Origin of the sequence: Streptomyces flavusporus, assembly GCF_046267975.1 — a bacterium.
GTDB lineage: Bacteria > Actinomycetota > Actinomycetes > Streptomycetales > Streptomycetaceae > Streptomyces > Streptomyces flavusporus.
On the sequence record NZ_CP176503.1, the window covers coordinates 5,298,519 to 5,315,495 of the forward strand.

Consider the following 16,977-nt stretch of genomic DNA (forward strand, 5'->3'; position numbering starts at 1 on the left):
ACGGGGGCCGAGCTGTCCACGGGCATATGACGCCCGTCGTCGCCTCGGTGCGGGGGAGGGAGCGCGCAATGGCCGGGCGGTCCGAGAGTGGCGTGAGCGAGCGGCTGAGGCGCTTTCAGGAGAGGTTCGAGCCCGTGGTGACCCGGGCGGTACTGCTCGGGATCTTCGTCACCGGACTGACGGCCCAGGTCGTCCCGGCGGTGGGGGACGCGCTGGAGGGCAAGGCGTACCTGGGCGGGGCGCTGCTCAGTCTGGTCGGCTACGTCCTGTACGACACGTTGAAGGATCTCACCTCCTCCGTGCGGGCGCCGTCGCGGACCCTGGTGAACTCCAGCCGGCTGGGCAGCTTCGTGAGCGACGCCTTCCGCGCCCGGAAAGTGGAGATCAGCTTTCTCGGCTACACGGGCGAGACCCTGTTCAACGAGCTCTACCACCGACTCGAGGACCTGCTCGACAACGCCGGTCCGACCCGTCGCGTCACGGTCCGGATGCTCGTCCCGGACTTCGGACAGCCGATGATCGTGCCGTCCAAGGTGGGCGACGACGGTGCCCCCGTCGACGACGCCGACTTCCGTGAGCGCCTCGAGCGCCGCTGCCGGGAGTACGACGAGATGCTGACCGTCCTTGCCGAACGGCTCAACGCCGCCGGCCTTGTCCGGGTCGAGTCCGAGTACCGCTTGTACCCCGGTATTCCCCGCGACAAGATCTGCATCTTCAACCGGGAGCAGGTGCTGCACGGCCTGTACGACCTTTCCGCGCGCAGGAGCCTGCTGGCCAATGGCTCGGAGTACTACGACCCCAAGGGATACACAACAGACCTCACCGTCTCGTCCCGGGAAGGTACGGCTGCCGCTGATACAGCCCTTTCCACATGGAACAGGCACTTCGACAATCTGTGGGCCCTCGCGGCCCGGCCCCGGTGGCGGCCCGGGACGGCGGCCTGACGGGCGCCTGCGGTGTGCCGCGCAGGCGCCCGCCGTAGGTCAGGCGGCGGCGTCGAGGAGGGGGATCAACTGCTCCTCCTCGTACGCCAGATGCGCCTCCAGCTCGGCCGTGAGGCGTTCGACCTCGGCGCGTGCGACGGCCGGGTCCTCCGTGGCGACCGCCCGGCGCAGGTCCTCGACCAGCTCGGCGATCCGCTCGTGCTCCTCGCGCAGCCGTTCCAGCACGGGGGCGGACGCCGGACGGCGGTCGGCCAGGAACGGGAACAGGCCGATGTCCTCGCCGGTGTGGTGGTTGTGCAGGCCGTGGCAGAAGGTGAGGCAGTTGACGCGCAGCTGTGCGCCGAGCTGCGGGATGTTGCCCTTCGTGGCGCTCATCTCCTGACGGATCAGGGCGAGTTCGCGGCGGAAGGCGTCGTGGACGACCTTGATCGCCTCCCCCATGGAGCCGGCGTTGATGTTCGGGGGCCCGTCGCCGGCGATCTCGTACAGCGCCACGACCGGTATCACCCGTCGCGTCTTCTCCTGATACGCCGCCCAGCCCGGGTCCGCCTCGACGGCCCGCGCGAAGGCACGGTCGCGCTCCTCGTCCGCCAGCACCACGGCCCGCGCCTGGTAGGTGAACGCGCCGCTCTCCACGGTGACTTCGGGGTGGGCGACCAGGTTGTGATACCAGGCGGGGTGCCGGTGCGCGCCGCCGGCGGAGGCGATGACCAGGATGCGTTCGCCGCCGTCGGGAAGGTAGCCGACAGGGGTGGTGTGCGGGGCGCCCGAGCGGGCCCCGGTGGTTGTCAGGAGGATGAGCCGGGCGCCCTCGAAGTGGCCGCCGACGCGGCCCTGGTGGGCGCGGAACTCCTCGATGACCTGTTGGTTGAAGTCGTTGATGGTGTCGTTGGGCATTCGCTTCCTTCTGTGTTCTTTCTCCGTCGTCGGTCTTCTGGGACGTATGCGCACAGGACGTATCCGCGGAGGATGTATCCGCAGAGGACGCATGCGCAGAGAAAGAACGGCGGGCTCCTCGCCCGCCCCGACCTCACTCGGAGGCCGGGCACCCAACTCGCTCACGGCACTTGGCCGCAAACCCGGCAGTCATGGGGGGAACAGTAGCGTAGGACGTGATGCTCCTCTTCCTGGATATCGACGGGACGTTGCTCCCGTTCGGGGCGGTGGACCCGTACCCGGTGTACGAGACACCTTTCGAGCTGACCGCCGAGGCCGCCGCGCACCCCCTGCTGGCCAGGATCGACCCGGCGCTCGGGCCCTGGCTGCTGACCCTGGGGTGCGAGCTGGTGTGGGCCACGACGTGGCTCGACGACGCCAACGCGTGCGTGGCCCCGTGGCTCGGCCTGCCGCCGCTGCCGGTGGTGCACTGGGCGGACGAGGCGGAGGGGCCGGGTCCGCTGCACTGGAAGACGCGGACCGTCGCCGCGTGGGCGGCCGGCCGGCCCTTCGTCTGGCTGGACGACGAGATCACCGCCGCCGACCGGGACTGGGTGGCCGCCCACCATGTCGAACGGGCGCTGCTGCACCGCGTTGACCACCGGTACGGGCTTACCGACGCGGACTTCGGGGTCGTGGAGGAGTGGCTCGGCGGCCGCTGAATGGCGTGGCGCACTTTTGCAAGCGAGGTGCTTGCAATTGTTAGCGCGACGCGGCAAGGTGGACGTATGGCAACGCTCAACGTCGGCAATCTCGGTGAGTACCTGCGCGAGCAGCGGCGCAACGCGCAGCTGTCGCTCAGGCAGCTCGCCGACGCCGCCGGGGTGTCCAATCCGTATCTGAGCCAGATCGAACGCGGGCTGCGCAAGCCGAGCGCGGAGGTGCTGCAGCAGGTCGCCAAGGCGCTGCGGATCTCCGCCGAGACGCTGTACGTGCGGGCCGGGATCCTCGACGCCGAGCGGGACCGGGACGAGGTGGAGACGCGCGCCGTCATCCTCGCCGACCCCACCCTCAACGAGCGGCAGAAGCAGGTGCTGCTCCAGGTGTACGAGTCGTTTCGCAAGGAGAACGGCTTCGAGAGCGTTCCGGGCGAGGACCTTCAGGACAACGACGTTCAGGTCGATGACGTTCAGGTCGATGACGTTCGGGGCGACGCCCACGACAGCGACACCGGCGTACGCGGCCCCCGCACGGCCGACGGCAGCGACGCCGACCCGCAGCGGCGGACCGCCGGTTGAGCGAGCGGAACGCCCGGCCGGGCGGCTGACCGGCTGCGGGACCCCAAACCCTCAAGAGAAAGCCACCGGGAGGACCAGCACCATGGCCATCACCGACGACCTGCGCAAGACCCTCAGCGACCCGAGGCCGCTCTACTTCGCCGCTGGCACCGCCGACCTGGCCCTCCAGCAGGCCAGGAAGGTGCCGGGCCTGGTCGAGCAGCTGCGCGCCGAGGCCCCGGCCCGTATCGAGGCCGTCCGCAACACCGACCCCAAGGCCGTCCAGGAGAAGGCCAGCGCCCGCGCCAAGGAGGCCGGTGCCCGCGTCAAGGAGACACAGGAGACCTTCCAGAACAAGGTCAACGAGTTCCTCGGCTCCCTCGACGCGGATCTGAAGAAGCTCGGCAGCACGATCGACGCCGACCTGAAGAAGCTCGGCGAGACCGCCCAGGACCTCGCCCTGCGCAGCGTCGGCGTGGCCGCCGAGTACGCCGTGAAGGCCCGTGAGACCTACGAGAAGGTCGCCGAGCACGGCGAGCAGGCCGTGAAGACCTGGCGCGGCGAGGCGGCCGAGGAGATCGAGGAGCTGGCCGTGGCCGTCGAGCCGAAGGCCGAGCCGGTCGAGGTCAAGGAGGACAAGCCCGCCACGGCCAAGACCGAGACCAAGGCCGCGGCCGGGACCGAGGCCGCCCCGGCAAAGAAGACCGCGGCGAAGAAGGCCCCGGCCCGCAAGACGACGGCGAAGAAGACCACGCCGCCGGCGAAGTGACACCGTCCGCGATCACGCTGAGTGACACGAACGGGTGACCTGTAACGGGTCGGGCACTCCTGGGGTGCCCGACCCGTTCTTCGGGTAGCGGGCCTGCGGTTGCGGGTACGGTGACCGCGTAGGACTAGCCGAAACGGGTGGTGGACGTTGTGCTGATGCAGGGGTTCGCAGGGTTCATGTGGCTGCTGAGCATGGCCCTGATCCTTTTCAGCGGCTTCGCGCTGATCGACGCGGCCACGCGCCGAGAGGACGCCTACCGCGCGGCCGACAAGCAGACCAAGCCGTTCTGGCTGATCATCCTCGGGCTCGCCTTCGTGGTGAACCTGATCTTCAACATCCTGTCGTTCCTGCCCATCATCGGGCTCATCGCGACCATCGTGTACATGGTCGACGTACGCCCCGCCCTGCGCGGCCTGCCCGGCGGCGGCCGCGCCCGCAGAGGCTCCAGCAGCGACGGGCCGTACGGGCCGTACAACGGCGGGCGGTAAGCCGTGCACGGCGGGCGCTTGCCACGACCGCCGGAGGCTATGGCACCCGGTCCAGCAGCAGCACCGCCACATCGTCCGCCAGCTCGCCGCCGTTGAGCTGGCGGACCTCGTTGACCGCCGCCCGCAGCAGCTCCTCGCCGTTCAGGCCCTGGGCGAGCTGGCGGCGGATCATCTCGACCATGCCGTCCTGGCCGAGCCGCTCGCGGCCCTGGCCGATGTGGCCCTCGATCAGACCGTCGGTGTAGAGCATCAAGCTCCACTCCCGGCCCAGCTCCACCTGCATCCGAGGCCAGCGGGCACCCGGCAGCAGACCGAGGGCGGGGCCGTTGTTGTCGTACGGCAGCAGCCGGGCGGGCCGGCCAGGGCGGGCGACCAGCGGAGCCGGGTGCCCCGCAAGGCACAGACCCGCGCGGCGGCCGTCCGGCGCGATGTCCACCGTGCACAGCGTCGCGAAGATTTCGTCGTCCGCGCGCTCGTGCTCCAGCACCTGCTGCAGCGTGCCGAGCAGCTCGTCCCCGCACAGCCCGGCCAGCGTCAGCGCGCGCCAGGCGATGCGCAGCTCCACGCCGAGCGCCGCCTCGTCCGGGCCGTGGCCGCAGACATCGCCGATCATGGCGTGCACGGTGCCGTCCGGGGTGCGCACGACGTCGTAGAAGTCGCCGCCGAGCAGGGCGCGTGAGCGGCCGGGGCGGTAGCGGGCGGCGAAGCGCAGCGGGGAGCCGTCGAGGAGCGGCGTGGGCAGCAGCCCGCGCTCCAGTCGGCGGTTCTCCTGGGCGCGCATCCGGCCCTCGGCGAGCCGCCGCTCGGCCGTGTCGGAACGTTTCCGCTCCACGGCATAACGGATCGCCCGGCTCAGCAGGCGGCCGTCCAGCTCGTCGCGGAACAGGTAGTCCTGGGCGCCCACCCGCACCGCCTCGGCGCCGCGCTCGGCGTCACCGGACGCGGTGAGGGCGAGGACGGCGTGCCGGGGCGCGAGCTCCAGCACATGGCGCAGCACGGACAGCTCGTCGTCCCTGTCGTCCGCCCGGCCGGGCGCCGGCAGCGCGAGGTCCAGCAGGATGCAGTGGACATCGTCGGTGAGCAGCCGCTCGGCCTCGGTGAGGTTGCGGGCGGTGCGGACGCGGATCGGCTTGCCGGCCTGATCGAGCAGTTCGGGCACGATCGGCGAGCCGCCGGGGTCGTCCTCGATCAGCAGCAGCGTCAGGTTGGTGCTGGTCGTGTCGGAGCTGACGAGGGTGCTGGTGGTGCTCTTGGTGTTCTCGGCGGTTTTTTCCTTGTATGCGGTCTCTGCGCCGGATGCACCGGAAGCACCGGAGTGGCCGCCGACTGTCGACGCGGCCTGCGCCTGACCACTTTCCACGGCCGGGATCGCTCTCTGCCGCGGTACGGGTACGGGCATTGTCCTGAGTTCCTTCCCTCCCCCCGAGGGCACGGCGGGGCGAGGGACCTCGACCCACCGACCGGGACCATAGCGGGTGTCGGCGCCGCAAAGGAATGGTGTGAGCCACGCCGCTCCGGATGCGGCCACTGTCATATGCCGCGTTCTATACCGCAGTTGGGCAGGGTGGTGCGCTGCTGGGGATGACGAAGGTCACGTCCGCCGGGGGTTTGGGGGGCGGCACGGGGTGGAGTGGGTCACGTGGCCCAGCTCACGAGTTGGCGGTACGCCCGTCGGCCATGTCCGCCTTACGTCCCTCGGCCCGGGTCCGCCGTACGTCCTCTCAGCCCGCGTCCGGCCGTACAACCCCAAGGATCGGCATCGACCCGGCGCCCGCGATCGTGATCGCCCGCCCCGGTCGTGGGGCGTGCACCATCGCGCCGTCGCCCACGTACATCCCGACATGACTGGCGTCGTCGAAGTAGACGATCAGGTCGCCCGGGCGCATGTCCTCGATGTCGATGTGCTTCAGCTGCTTCCACTGCTGCTGCGAGGTGCGCGGGATCACACTGCCGGCCGTCGCCCACGCCTGGGAGGTCAGTCCGGAGCAGTCGTAGGTCTTCGGGCCCTCGGCGCCCCATTCGTACGGCTTGCCGATCTGGGCCGTCGCGAATTCCACGGCCTTCTTGCCCTGCTGGGTGGCGGTGCCGTGCAGTTCGTCGAGGATGCCGGAGCTGAGCCAGGTGGTCTGTGCCTTGTAGGCGGCCTGCTCCTCGAGCTCGGCCAGGCGCTCCCGTTCCTCCTTCTCCAGCTGGGACTCCAGCTTCTCGGCCGCCGCGATCTGCTTCTCGATCTTCTTCTGGGCGGCGGCCTTGGCCTTGCGGTTGGCCTCCAGCTTCGCCCACTGGGCGGAGGCGTCCTTGGCGTACAGCTCCAAGTCCTGCTGGGTGCGGGTCATTTCCTCGATGAGGTGCCTGGTGGCGCGCTCCCCCTGGCGGACGCGGCCGGTGCCGTCGAGGAACTCGTCCGGGTCGTCGCTCAGCATCAGCTGGGCCTCGGGCGGGAGGCCACCGGTGCGGTACTGGGCGGCGGCTGCGGCGCCCGCGCGCTTCTTCAACTCCCGGAGCTTCTCCTTCCCCTTGGCGATCTTCTTGGCCAGGGCGACGATCTCGGCGGACTGCTGCTCGGCCTTCTCCTCCGCCGCGTTGTAGGCGTCGGTCGCGGAGGACGCCGCCCGGTAGAGCTTGTCGAGTTTCTTGCGGACGGTCTCAAGTTCCTCGGTGGACACCGTGGTTGAGGAAGCCGACGAGGGTGACGGGGTGGGAGCCGGGGCCGCGAACGCCGTTCTGGGCGCCGCCAGCACGGTGACCGCGCAGACCACGGTCACGGCCGCCGCGATCAGACTGCGCTTGCCCGTACCCATAGCCAGCCCCCAAACTGATGAACCGTCAGTAACTTCAGACGTCGGGGATCGTGCCACGCCGCGGCGCAAAACGACAGAGGCAGTGACTCCCTCCCCCATTCCGCCCGTCGTACGACGATCTCCCCGCTCTTTGTGACGAACGACTCACCGAGATCGTTCCGCGTCCCCGGCCCGTGTGGGTCCGCGTGGGGGAACGAGGGGGAGAGCGATCACATCCTGGGTGCCAACGCGGCCCAGTGCACGGTCACTTCGCCCTGCCGCCAGCGGGCCGGCCCGTCCGCCACCGGCCAGTCGGCCGTCAGGTCCCGCACCGCCCGGATCCAGCGCTGCCGGGCCCCGTACGAGGCGTAGGGCGCGGCGGCGGCCCAGGCGCGGTCGAAGTCGCGCAGGAAGGCGTGCACCGCCTCGCCGGGGACGTTGCGGTGGATCAGCGCCTTGGGCAGGCGTTCCGCCAGGTCCGAGGGGCGCTCCAGGGAGCCCAGCCGGGTCGCGAAGGTGACCGTGCGCGGGCCCTCGGGACCGAGAGCCACCCATACGTGCCGCCGCCCGATCTCGTCGCAGGTCCCCTCGACCAGCAGTCCGCCCCGCGCACCGGTCGCCGGGTCGGGGGGCGCGAGCCGGGCGCACAGCCGCGCCCACACGTCGGCGACCTCCGCCTCGCCGTACTGCCGCAGGACGTTGGCCGCGCGGATGAGATGCGGCCGCTGCGGGACCGGGATCTCGAAGCCGCCGTGCCGGAAGACGAGGCCGTCGCGTGCGTACGACTGTGCCGCCGTGACCCGGGCCGGGTCGATCTCGACACCCACCACGCGCGCGCGTGGCGCTGTCTCGCGCAGGCGGGTGAGCAGTTCCACGGCCGTCCAGGGGGCGGCGCCGTAGCCGAGGTCGACGGCGACGGGGTCGGCGGCGCGGCGGAGGGCGGCGCCGTGCGTTGCCGCGATCCAGCGGTCCATACGGCGGAGGCGGTTGGGGTTGGTCGTCCCGCGCGTCACCGTTCCCACGATGGGGGTCCCCCCGCTCGAGCGAAGCCGAGAGTGGGGGAGGGTCGCTGCGCGGGGCGTCATGCGTCGAGGGTAAGTGGTCGGGGGTTTCTGGTTGCCCGGCGTTGGTGCACGTCACATCCATCGAACGGTTGAGCGGCCATCGGTAATGATTTGGCAAAAACGCCTTGCGTGGAAATGGAGCGGCCCCCTCCGGTGTTGCCTTCCTTCGAGGACCCCGCACGTCCTCCCCGAGGTGTGCCCGCGGCAAGGAGGAACGCGACGTGAGCCAATACGTCAGCAGGCTCGGTCGCCGTTCCCCGGCGGCGCCGCCGCGGCTTCGGCTGGGGCACCGCCGCCCGCGCCGTGTGGCCATGCTCTCCGTGCACACGTCCCCGCTCCACCAGCCCGGCACCGGCGACGCCGGCGGCATGAACGTCTACATCGTGGAGCTCGCTCAGCGCCTCGCCGCGATCAACATCGAGGTCGAGATCTTCACCCGGGCCACGACCGCCGCCCTTCCGCCGTCAGTCGAACTCGCCCCCGGCGTTCTCGTCCGGCACGTCGACGCCGGCCCCTACGAGGGCCTCGCCAAGGAGGACCTCCCGGCGCAGCTGTGCGCCTTCACGCACGGTGTGATGCAGGCCTGGGCCGGCCACCGCCCCGGCTACTACGACCTCGTGCACTCCCACTACTGGCTCTCCGGTCATGTCGGCTGGCTCGCCGCCCAGCGCTGGGGCGTCCCCCTGGTGCACGCCATGCACACCATGGCCAAGGTCAAGAACGCCAACCTCGCCGACGGCGACACCCCCGAGCCTGCCGCCCGGGTCATCGGCGAGACCCAGATCGTCGCCGCCGCCGACCGGCTCATCGCCAACACCGCCGAGGAGGCCGACCAGCTCGTACGGCACTACTCCGCCGACCCCGCCGACGTCGCCGTGGTGCACCCGGGCGTGAACCTCGGCCGGTTCCACCCGGCCGACGGCCGCGCCGCCGCACGTGCCCGGCTGGGCCTCCCGCAGGACGCCCTGATCCCCCTCTTCGCGGGCCGCATCCAGCCGCTGAAGGCCCCTGACGTGCTCCTGCGCGCGGTGGCCGTGCTGCTCGACGAGCGGCCCGACCTGCGCTCGCGCATCGTCGTGCCGGTCGTCGGCGGCCCCAGCGGCAGCGGCCTGGCCAAGCCCGAGGGCCTGCAGAAGCTCGCCGCGCGCCTCGGTATCGCGGATGTGGTGCGGTTCCGCCCGCCCGTGGACCAGGACCAGCTCGCCGACTGGTTCCGGGCCGCGTCCGTGCTGGTCATGCCGTCCTACAGCGAGTCCTTCGGCCTGGTCGCCATAGAGGCACAGGCGGCCGGTACGCCGGTGCTGGCCGCCGCGGTCGGCGGCCTTCCGGTGGCCGTGCGGGACGGACAGACCGGTTTCCTCGTCCAGGGGCACGATCCGGCCGCCTACGCGCGCGTGCTGCGTGATGTCGCCGACGACCCGCAGCTGTCCGCCCGGATGGGGGCAGCCGCCGCCCGGCACGCCCGTTCCTTCGGCTGGGACGCCTCGGCCACCGCCACCGCCGAGGTCTACACGGCCGCACTGCACGCCCACCGCCGCCACGCCCGCGCCCTGCACGGCTGACGTACGCTCCCATCATGGCGGCAGCACAGCAGCAGGCGGCAGAGGTCATCGAGGGCGTGCTCAAGGACGCCGAGCTCGAATGGGAGAGTCCCGGGTCCGGCCACTACGTCGTGAAGCTGCCCGGCACCCGCAAGCTGTCGACGACGGTCTCCCTGATCGTCGGCAGGCACTCGCTCTCCCTCAACGCCTTCGTGATCCGCCACCCCGACGAGAACGAGGCGGGGGTCCACCGCTGGCTCCTGGAGCGCAACCTCAAGCTGTACGGCGTGAGTTACGCCGTCGACCCGCTCGGCGACGTCTACGTCACCGGCAAGCTGCCGCTTGCCGCCGTGACTTCGGACGAGATCGACCGCCTCCTCGGCCAGGTCCTTCAGGCGGCGGACGGGGCCTTCAACACGCTTCTGGAGCTGGGGTTCGCGTCGGCGATCCGCAAGGAGTACGAGTGGCGGACGTCACGCGGGGAGTCGACGCGCAACCTGGACGCCTTCGCGCATCTCACGCGGCGTCCCAGGGAGTAGACCTTGTCGGCGTCCGGGGACGGACACAACACAGGCATCCGTACAACCTCTGCGGGCCTGCTGCGGTCTCAGTCGCTGTCAGGCCCTTACCAGCAAAGAGGTTGTGCATGCGCACAGGCAGAACCGGCACTGCGGCCGCGCTCGCGGGAGCGCTCGCCTTCGTGGCGTTCACCGCACCGGCCGCGGAGGCGGCGGACACCGGCATCACGGTGACCGACATGGTCGTGAACAACGGCAAGCCCATCGTCGTGGGCATCAGCGAGGAGAAGTTCCCCAGCGTCAGCTTCCGCGTGACCTGGCCCTCGGGCTATACGCCCACCACCATTGACGCGCATCCCTACTTGTACCACGACACCACGGCCGCCGCCGGCGCCGACCACGGCGGCATCTACATGGCCAGCGTCACGACGTACGACGACAGCCCGACCTCCGGGGACTGCGACGGCGAGCTGTACATCGACCCGCGCTACACCCTGGACTCCAACAACGACGCCACGAGCTGGAAGATCGCCGTCGCCGCGCGCCTGTGGGACGAGTCGGACACCAAGATCAAGGCCGAGGAGTACCTGACCGGCTTCGGCAGCGTGCAGGTCAAGCGCGCGGGGCGGGCCACCGTCAACGCCTCTCCCGAGCCGGTCGCGAAGGGCAAGACGATCACTGTGACGGGCAAGGCGACGCGCGCGGACTGGGTGAAGCACGCGTACGTCGGTTACGGCGACAAGCTGGCCAAGCTCCAGTTCCGCAAGGCGGGCACCAGCACGTACACGACGGTCAAGTACGTGCGGGCCGGCTCCACGGGTGACCTGAAGACCACGGTCACGGCCTCCGCCGACGGCTACTGGCGCTGGACCTTCGGTGAGACGGCCACGACGGGCGGCGCGACGGCCAAGGGCGACTACGTCGACGTCGTCTGACGAGGCTCTGCCGCTCGTTTTTCCGGCCGTCCTCACCACCATTGCCTTTTGGCTGTCCTCGCGTACCGCCCCGGCGGCACCCCCACCAACTTCCGGAAGTGCCGGGTGAGATGGGACTGGTCGTAGAAGCCGGTCACCGCTGCGACCTCGCCCGGCGGTCGTCCGTCGAGGAGCAGCCGGCGGGCACGGTCGACGCGGCGGGACATCAGGTACTGGTGCGGGGCGATGCCGTACGCCGTGCTGAACGCCCGTACGAGATGGGCGCGATGGGCGTGGAGCAGCCCGGTCGCATCGTCGAGGGTGACGCCCTGCACGACGCGCTCGTCGAGGAGTTCACGCAGTCGGCGGGCGAGGGCCGGGTCGGGGCGGCGGGTGCCCACCACGGCCTTGTCCGTCGGCCGCAGGTGCGCGCGCAGCCGCTCCCCGATGAGGGTCAGCCGGCTGTCCGCCTCCAGTTCGTCGCCGGGGCGGGAGAGCGCGGTGTGCAACTGGCCGACGCGCAGGCGCAGTACGGGGTCACGGAGATCGGGGGAGTCCACCGCCGGGCCGATCAGATCCTCGCCGAGCCGCGTGCCTTCCAGGTACAGCACGCGCTTGCGGAAGCCGTGCGGGGTGGCGGCGGAGCCGTTGTGGGGGACGTGCGGCGGCAGCAGGGACACCGTGTCGTGCGGGGTGCCGTGCTCGTGCCGGTCCAGGTCGTACCGTACGGCGCCGTCGTCGACGATGAGCAGCGTCCACGCCTCGTGGACGTGCATCGGATACGCGTACTCGGTGAAGTGGGCGTGGAAGACCTCCACGACGCCGCTGACGCGCGGGCGCCAGGCGGAGACGTCCTGTTGCTCGGCCGAGCCCTTGCCGGTGCCCATGCAAAGAACGTACAAGACGACGTCGTATGCGGGTCGGCAGTCTCGTCCCATGACCACCGAACCCATCCGCTTCGACACCAAGATCGCCGTCCTGCTGCGGGAGGACCTGGAGACCTGGCAGCGGCTCAACGTCACCGCCTTCCTGGTCAGCGGCCTCGGCACGACCGTCCCCGAGGTGATCGGCGAGCCGTACGAGGACGCCGACGGCGTGCCGTACCTGCCGATGTTCCGCCAGCCGGTGCTGGTCTTCGAGGGCACGAAGGAGACCCTCACCGCGGCGCACGCGCGCGTGCTGTCCCGCGCCCTCCCGCGCGCGGTCTTCACTTCGGACCTCTTCACCACGGGCAACGACCGCGACAACCGGTCGGCCGTACGGGCCGTACCGACGGCGGAGCTGGACCTGGTGGGCCTCGCGGTGTACGGGCCGCGCAATGCCGTGGACAAGGCCCTCAAGGGTGCACGGATGCATCCCTGAGGGGCGTCATGCGGCGCTGACCTCGGGCTTCGCAGTGGTCGGCGCCGTGGGGCCGCCCGGCGTGTCCTCGGCCGGCAGGCGGCGCATCAGGGCACCGTAGCCGAGGGCCGCCAACGTGCCGACGGCCGCGCACAGTCCCCACAGCCACTCGGCGCCGAACCGGTCGATGACGAAGCCGGACATCAGGGGCGCGACGAGGCCGGCGACGGACCAGGACATGGTGTACATGCCCTGGTAGCGCCCGCGACCGTGCACCGGCGACAGGTGCACGACCAGACCGGTCTGCGTGGGGGCGTTGACGATCTCCGCCAGGGTCCACACGCAGACGGTGAGTGCGAAGACCCCGACGGACCCGGCGAAGGCGGTGAGCCCGAACCCGTAGCCGGCGAGCAGGGACGAGATCACGAGCAGCCGGCGCGGATCCCGGTGCTCGATGAACCGCGTGACCGGGATCTGCAAGGCGACGATCAGGACACCGTTGACGGCGATCGCCATGCCGTAGTCCGCGGGCGCGAACCCGGCCTCGCCCATCGCGATCGGCAGACCGACCGAGCCCTGCTGGAAGACCAGCGCGACCAGGAAGGACAACCCGACGACGCTCATGAACCGCCCGTCGCGCAGCACGGTCCCGAGCCCCACGGCCTCCTCCTTGGCCGCGGCGACCGTCTGGACGGGCCGGGACTCGGGCAGCTTGACGAACACGACGATCGCGCAGGCCATGGTCATCCCGGCCTCCAGCAGGAAGCCGGCGAGATAGCTGACCTCGGCGATGAAACCGGCCGCCATGGAGGAAACGGCGAAGCCGAGGTTGATCGCCCAGTAGTTCAGGGAGAAGGCCCGCACCCGGTCCTCGGGCCGCACGATGTCGGCCATCATCGCCTGCACGGCCGGCCGCGAGGCGTTGGAGGCGGCACCGACCAGGAACGCGACGGCGGCAATGGCCACCGGATGGTGCATGAACCCGAGCAGCGCGACGGACACGGCGGTGGAGGCCTGGGCGACGAGCAGGGTGGGCCGTCGCCCCAGCCGGTCCGCCATCACACCCCCGCCGAGCGAGGACAGGACGCCGCCCAGTCCGTGCAGTGCCGCGACCAGACCGGCGTACGAGGCGGAGTATCCGCGGTCGAGGGTCAGGTAGAGCGCCATGAAGGTGGCGACGAAGCCGCCGAGCCGGTTGACGAGGGTGCTGGTCCACAGCCACCAGAACTCGCGGGGGAGCCCGGAGACGGTCTCTGTGGCGGCGCGTCTCAGGCTGGCGAGTGACATCGAGGATCCCCCACGGACGTAAGCGGCTCGGATGCAAGCGACGCCGAAGTAAGCGGCTCTTGCCGTCAGCAGACCTTACGGATGCGGGCCTCGGGGCGGCCACTCAATTAACAGATCCCGTCAACCGTCCACGCTTCGGCCGGGCGCACAAGCGATCAGGGCCTTCGATTACGCTCAGAGCCATGGCCGACGCACCGTACAAGCTGATCCTCCTCCGCCACGGCGAGAGCGAGTGGAACGCGAAGAACCTGTTCACCGGCTGGGTGGACGTGAACCTCAACGAGAAGGGCGAGAAGGAGGCGGTCCGCGGCGGTGAGCTGCTCAAGGACGCCGGCCTGCTGCCCGACGTGGTCCACACGTCCCTCCAGAAGCGTGCCATCCGCACCGCCCAGCTCGCGCTGGAGGCCGCCGACCGCCACTGGATCCCGGTCCACCGCTCCTGGCGGCTGAACGAGCGCCACTACGGCGCCCTGCAGGGCAAGGACAAGGCGCAGACCCTCGCCGAGTTCGGCGAGGAGCAGTTCATGCTGTGGCGCCGCTCGTACGACACCCCGCCCCCGCCGCTGGCGGACGGCGCCGAGTTCTCCCAGTCGGACGACCCGCGCTACGCCTCCATCCCCCCGGAGCTGCGCCCGCGCACGGAGTGCCTGAAGGACGTCGTGGTCCGCATGCTCCCGTACTGGTACGACGGCATCGTCCCCGACCTGCTGGCCGGCCGCACGGTCCTGATCGCCGCCCACGGCAACTCCTTGCGCGCCCTGGTCAAGCACCTCGACGGCATCTCCGACGCGGACATCGCGGGCCTGAACATCCCGACGGGCATCCCGCTGTCCTACGAACTGGACGCAGACTTCAAGCCGATCACCTCCGGCGGCACGTACCTCGACCCTGAGGCGGCTGCGGCGGCGATCGAGGCGGTCAAGAACCAGGGCAAGAAGAAGTAGCTTGGGTGATCACGCCCCTGAGCTGCGCATACGGCGCGACTCAGGGGCGTTTTCATGCCGTGGAACCTCTCTGGAACCTCAGTCCGTCTGATCTTGTGGCCGGAGAGCCTGCCCGAGAGCCTTCCGGGCCCGCTCCCGGCTACTCGGCATGAGGTGCGCCTACACCTTCAGCGTCAGCCCTGGGTCCGAGTGACCGAGGTACTCCGCGAGGGCCTTGATGCTCTCCCCGGCGTCCAGGAGCACGGACGCGTAGAAGTGCCGTAGCGCGTGCATGCCGTGCTCGCGGGCGGCGGCGTGCTCGCGGCTCTTGGCCTTCGGGATGACGCCCGCCTTGGCGAGAGCGGGCTTCCAGTGGTCTTCGTTCAGCGACGTACGCCAGACGTGCCCACCGTTGGGACCCGTGAAGATGAGCCGCCGCGTCACCGGCTGACCGTTCGCCCGCATCCAGGGGAGCTTGATCTCCACAGGGGGGAACCGCTTGATGTGCTCCTGAAGCGCCTCTGCCACGGGATCGGGCAGCGGCACGTCACGGAGCTTGCCGCCCTTCGGTGGCGCAAACACTGCCTTGCTCAGGCTCAGCTTGAGTTGCTGCACCACGTGCACGGTGCCGCTGTCGAAGTCGATGTCATCGACGGACAGCCCGAGGATCTCCCCTTGCCGCAGGCCGCATCCGGCGCCCACGTCGACCATCGGTCGGAAGCGGTCGACCATGGCGGCGCGCATGGCGAAGACGCGCTCAGGCTCCCAGGGGACGACGCGGCGCGCACCGATGGCCGGCGGGGTCACCGTGTGCGAGTTGCAGGGGTTCCGGCGTAGGCATCCGTCCTCTACGGCTGCCGAGAGCACGGCACGGACGTTGGAGAAGATGACGCGCGCGTACGCGCCGGACATGCCGGACGCTTCGAGCTGCGTCACGAACTCCCGGATGTGGCTCGGCTGGAACGATCCGAGCTGACGAGCCCCGATGCGGGGGAAGGCGTGCAGCTTGAGCTGAGACTCCATCGACGCGCGGGTGTTGGGATCGCCGCTCTGGCTCGCGAGCCACTTCTCCGCGAATTCCTGGAACGTCGTACGGGACGCGTTCGGGTCGATGAAGTCGCCGCGCGCCAGGTCCGCTTGCATGGTGCTCAGCTTGCATGGTGCTCAGCCACTGTTCGGCGAGGCGCTTCTGTCCGTCGGGGAAGGACTTGTTCTTCCGCTTGCCGTCGGGTGTGAGGTAGCGGGCTTGGTAGCGCATCCCCGTGCCGTAACGGTCGGTCTTGACGCGGACGGTCTTGCCGTCGGTGTCGGTGGTGGTCTTGATCCAGCGGTCGAAGATGTGGCCAGCCATGAGGGCTGTCTCCTTCGGTTGGTAGCAGGGGGCGGGAGGGCCAAGGGGCGGCTCTCCCGCCGGTTTTGGGGTGTGGTGGGCGGGGCCCGCTACTTGCTACGGGCCTGATCACTGGGGGTTTGGGTTGCTAGCGGAGTTGCTACCGGTAGCGGGTGGGGGTGCTACCGGTAGCAGCGTCCGGCGGTGGTTCAGGGAGGCGGAGATAGGGGTGCCGGGTGGCTTCCTGAGGGGGTTTTCGGGGGTGCCGGGGGTGTGCCTCCCTGCCTCCCTGAGGGGGTGTCCGCGCTGGTCAGGGAGAGGGAAGCGGGTCAGGGAGGCGGTCAGGGAGTTCTCCCTGCCTCCCTTGGCCGACGTGTCGTTCCTCCCTGCCGGTCGCGGTGTCCGCCATGGCCCGGCGGGGAGGCGGAGACAGGGGCTTCGAGGGCGTCCTGAGGGGGTTTTCGGGAGGGCTTTTGCACTGGTCAGTGCGGGGAATGCGGGGCGGGGAGGCGGTGGGGGAGTTCTCCCCGCCTCCCCGGCCCGGCGGGTGCTTCCTCCCCGCCGACCGGACGGCTCAGGCCGCGTCTCCGAGGGTGGTCCGTTCGGCCTCCCACGCCTGTACGGCGGCGGGGTTGAAGCGGATGTACCGGCCGACTCGGAAGCCCGGCGGGCCGATGCGCTTGCGGCGCCACTGATAGACCGTCTCGACGCTCGGGAGGCTGAACATCGTGACCAGGTCTTCCGGGGTGAGGTAGCGGTCAGGGAGGCTGCCGCGCAGGATGGTGCGCTGGTCGGTCGGCTCTTCGGTGGTCATGGGGTGGTGACTCCTCGTGTCCGGGGTGCGGTGCGTGGGAGTGGTGCTGGGCGGCCGTCCTAGAGAGTTGCTGTATTCCAGCGTCCGCAGCGCCCTAGCGTCCGCACGGCT

Annotated in this window: 17 protein-coding genes and 1 pseudogene; 10 read left to right on the top strand and 8 right to left on the bottom strand. The window is 70.4% G+C overall.

The window, feature by feature from the left end; translation table 11 throughout:
• The first annotated feature begins 68 nt into the window (after nt 1-68).
• Nucleotides 69-944 (top strand): hypothetical protein, encoded by an 876-nt coding sequence (locus ACKTSN_RS25160; RefSeq protein WP_409471174.1) that lies wholly within the window; start codon nt 69-71, stop codon nt 942-944.
• 39 nt (nt 945-983) lie between these two features.
• Here the strand turns inward: ACKTSN_RS25160 and ACKTSN_RS25165 are convergent, their stop codons facing one another.
• Entirely contained in the window at nt 984-1,841 is an 858-nt protein-coding gene (locus ACKTSN_RS25165) for a nitroreductase/quinone reductase family protein (protein ID WP_409471175.1), read from the bottom strand.
• Nucleotides 1,842-2,059: 218 nt separating this feature from the next.
• On the opposite strand from ACKTSN_RS25165, the gene ACKTSN_RS25170 reads away from it, so the two are divergent.
• The 4 genes from ACKTSN_RS25170 to ACKTSN_RS25185 all read left to right on the top strand — a co-directional run bounded on the left by ACKTSN_RS25170 (nt 2,060) and on the right by ACKTSN_RS25185 (nt 4,354).
• Nucleotides 2,060-2,542, top strand: a complete 483-nt coding sequence (locus ACKTSN_RS25170) for an HAD domain-containing protein (RefSeq protein ID WP_409471176.1) — start codon at nt 2,060-2,062, stop codon at nt 2,540-2,542.
• 66 nt (nt 2,543-2,608) lie between these two features.
• The gene (locus tag ACKTSN_RS25175) at nt 2,609-3,118 is read left to right on the top strand and encodes a helix-turn-helix domain-containing protein (RefSeq protein WP_409471177.1); all 510 of its coding nucleotides are present in this window, start codon (nt 2,609-2,611) and stop codon (nt 3,116-3,118) included.
• An 82-nt stretch (nt 3,119-3,200) separates the two neighbouring features.
• Entirely contained in the window at nt 3,201-3,866 is a 666-nt protein-coding gene (locus ACKTSN_RS25180) for a hypothetical protein (RefSeq protein ID WP_409471178.1), read from the top strand.
• Nucleotides 3,867-4,021: 155 nt separating this feature from the next.
• Nucleotides 4,022-4,354, top strand: coding sequence for a DUF2516 family protein (locus ACKTSN_RS25185; protein ID WP_385265771.1), 333 nt, complete (start codon nt 4,022-4,024; stop codon nt 4,352-4,354).
• Between the two features lie 37 nt (nt 4,355-4,391).
• On the opposite strand, the gene ACKTSN_RS25190 is transcribed toward ACKTSN_RS25185, so the two are convergent.
• From ACKTSN_RS25190 to ACKTSN_RS25200, 3 genes are all read right to left on the bottom strand, one after another.
• Nucleotides 4,392-5,753 carry a PP2C family protein-serine/threonine phosphatase gene (locus ACKTSN_RS25190; RefSeq protein WP_409471179.1) on the bottom strand — a complete coding sequence of 454 codons (1,362 nt, stop codon included), beginning with the start codon at nt 5,751-5,753 and terminating at the stop codon, nt 4,392-4,394.
• A 322-nt stretch (nt 5,754-6,075) separates the two neighbouring features.
• The gene (locus ACKTSN_RS25195) at nt 6,076-7,155 is read right to left on the bottom strand and encodes a C40 family peptidase (protein WP_409471180.1); all 1,080 of its coding nucleotides are present in this window, start codon (nt 7,153-7,155) and stop codon (nt 6,076-6,078) included.
• Between the two features lie 209 nt (nt 7,156-7,364).
• Nucleotides 7,365-8,156 carry a class I SAM-dependent methyltransferase gene (locus ACKTSN_RS25200; protein ID WP_409471181.1) on the bottom strand — a complete coding sequence of 264 codons (792 nt, stop codon included), beginning with the start codon at nt 8,154-8,156 and terminating at the stop codon, nt 7,365-7,367.
• A gap of 263 nt (nt 8,157-8,419) precedes the next feature.
• Between ACKTSN_RS25200 and mshA the strand changes: the two genes are divergently transcribed.
• The 3 genes from mshA (at nt 8,420) to ACKTSN_RS25215 (ending at nt 11,192) form a co-directional block, all read left to right on the top strand.
• Nucleotides 8,420-9,760, top strand: a complete 1,341-nt coding sequence (mshA, locus tag ACKTSN_RS25205) for a D-inositol-3-phosphate glycosyltransferase (protein WP_409471182.1) — start codon at nt 8,420-8,422, stop codon at nt 9,758-9,760.
• Nucleotides 9,761-9,774: 14 nt separating this feature from the next.
• Entirely contained in the window at nt 9,775-10,278 is a 504-nt protein-coding gene (locus ACKTSN_RS25210; protein ID WP_409471183.1) for a YbjN domain-containing protein, read from the top strand.
• Nucleotides 10,279-10,385: 107 nt separating this feature from the next.
• Nucleotides 10,386-11,192 (top strand): hypothetical protein, encoded by an 807-nt coding sequence (locus ACKTSN_RS25215; protein ID WP_409471184.1) that lies wholly within the window; start codon nt 10,386-10,388, stop codon nt 11,190-11,192.
• A gap of 32 nt (nt 11,193-11,224) precedes the next feature.
• Here the strand turns inward: ACKTSN_RS25215 and ACKTSN_RS25220 are convergent, their stop codons facing one another.
• Complete coding sequence (locus ACKTSN_RS25220; RefSeq protein WP_409471185.1) at nt 11,225-12,058, bottom strand: helix-turn-helix domain-containing protein; 834 nt, start codon at nt 12,056-12,058, stop codon at nt 11,225-11,227.
• On the opposite strand from ACKTSN_RS25220, the gene ACKTSN_RS25225 reads away from it, so the two are divergent.
• Nucleotides 12,057-12,533 carry a DUF2000 family protein gene (locus ACKTSN_RS25225; RefSeq protein ID WP_409474917.1) on the top strand — a complete coding sequence of 159 codons (477 nt, stop codon included), beginning with the start codon at nt 12,057-12,059 and terminating at the stop codon, nt 12,531-12,533. The genes ACKTSN_RS25220 and ACKTSN_RS25225 overlap by 2 nt on opposite strands.
• 6 nt (nt 12,534-12,539) lie before the next feature.
• On the opposite strand, the gene ACKTSN_RS25230 is transcribed toward ACKTSN_RS25225, so the two are convergent.
• On the bottom strand, nt 12,540-13,799 hold the full coding sequence (locus ACKTSN_RS25230) for an MDR family MFS transporter (RefSeq protein ID WP_409471186.1): 1,260 nt from the start codon (nt 13,797-13,799) through the stop codon (nt 12,540-12,542).
• A 182-nt stretch (nt 13,800-13,981) separates the two neighbouring features.
• Between ACKTSN_RS25230 and ACKTSN_RS25235 the strand changes: the two genes are divergently transcribed.
• A complete protein-coding gene (locus ACKTSN_RS25235) occupies nt 13,982-14,743 on the top strand; it encodes a phosphoglyceromutase (RefSeq protein ID WP_409471187.1) in 762 nt (253 codons plus the stop codon).
• A 78-nt stretch (nt 14,744-14,821) separates the two neighbouring features.
• Here ACKTSN_RS25235 and ACKTSN_RS25240 read toward each other — a convergent pair.
• Together ACKTSN_RS25240 and ACKTSN_RS25245 are read right to left on the bottom strand one after the other, a co-directional pair.
• Nucleotides 14,822-16,073 (bottom strand): annotated as a pseudogene (locus ACKTSN_RS25240) (tyrosine-type recombinase/integrase).
• 553 nt (nt 16,074-16,626) lie between these two features.
• Nucleotides 16,627-16,866 (bottom strand): helix-turn-helix transcriptional regulator, encoded by a 240-nt coding sequence (locus ACKTSN_RS25245; protein ID WP_409471188.1) that lies wholly within the window; start codon nt 16,864-16,866, stop codon nt 16,627-16,629.
• Nucleotides 16,867-16,977: the final 111 nt, after the last annotated feature.

Excerpts from the sequence above, each read along its gene's own strand:
- ACKTSN_RS25185 (WP_385265771.1), top strand. The coding sequence starts at position 4,022 with ATGCAGGGGTTCGCAGGGTTCATGTGGCTGCTGAGCATGGCCCTGATC.
- ACKTSN_RS25230 (WP_409471186.1), bottom strand. The coding sequence starts at position 13,799 with ATGTCACTCGCCAGCCTGAGACGCGCCGCCACAGAGACCGTCTCCGGG.
- ACKTSN_RS25165 (WP_409471175.1), bottom strand. The coding sequence starts at position 1,841 with ATGCCCAACGACACCATCAACGACTTCAACCAACAGGTCATCGAGGAG.
- ACKTSN_RS25210 (WP_409471183.1), top strand. The coding sequence starts at position 9,775 with ATGGCGGCAGCACAGCAGCAGGCGGCAGAGGTCATCGAGGGCGTGCTC.
- ACKTSN_RS25195 (WP_409471180.1), bottom strand. The coding sequence starts at position 7,155 with ATGGGTACGGGCAAGCGCAGTCTGATCGCGGCGGCCGTGACCGTGGTC.
- ACKTSN_RS25235 (WP_409471187.1), top strand. The coding sequence starts at position 13,982 with ATGGCCGACGCACCGTACAAGCTGATCCTCCTCCGCCACGGCGAGAGC.
- ACKTSN_RS25180 (WP_409471178.1), top strand. The coding sequence starts at position 3,201 with ATGGCCATCACCGACGACCTGCGCAAGACCCTCAGCGACCCGAGGCCG.
- ACKTSN_RS25245 (WP_409471188.1), bottom strand. The coding sequence starts at position 16,866 with ATGACCACCGAAGAGCCGACCGACCAGCGCACCATCCTGCGCGGCAGC.
- ACKTSN_RS25220 (WP_409471185.1), bottom strand. The coding sequence starts at position 12,058 with ATGGGCACCGGCAAGGGCTCGGCCGAGCAACAGGACGTCTCCGCCTGG.
- ACKTSN_RS25190 (WP_409471179.1), bottom strand. The coding sequence starts at position 5,753 with ATGCCCGTACCCGTACCGCGGCAGAGAGCGATCCCGGCCGTGGAAAGT.
- ACKTSN_RS25160 (WP_409471174.1), top strand. The coding sequence starts at position 69 with ATGGCCGGGCGGTCCGAGAGTGGCGTGAGCGAGCGGCTGAGGCGCTTT.
- ACKTSN_RS25170 (WP_409471176.1), top strand. The coding sequence starts at position 2,060 with ATGCTCCTCTTCCTGGATATCGACGGGACGTTGCTCCCGTTCGGGGCG.
- ACKTSN_RS25215 (WP_409471184.1), top strand. The coding sequence starts at position 10,386 with ATGCGCACAGGCAGAACCGGCACTGCGGCCGCGCTCGCGGGAGCGCTC.
- ACKTSN_RS25175 (WP_409471177.1), top strand. The coding sequence starts at position 2,609 with ATGGCAACGCTCAACGTCGGCAATCTCGGTGAGTACCTGCGCGAGCAG.
- ACKTSN_RS25225 (WP_409474917.1), top strand. The coding sequence starts at position 12,057 with ATGCAAAGAACGTACAAGACGACGTCGTATGCGGGTCGGCAGTCTCGT.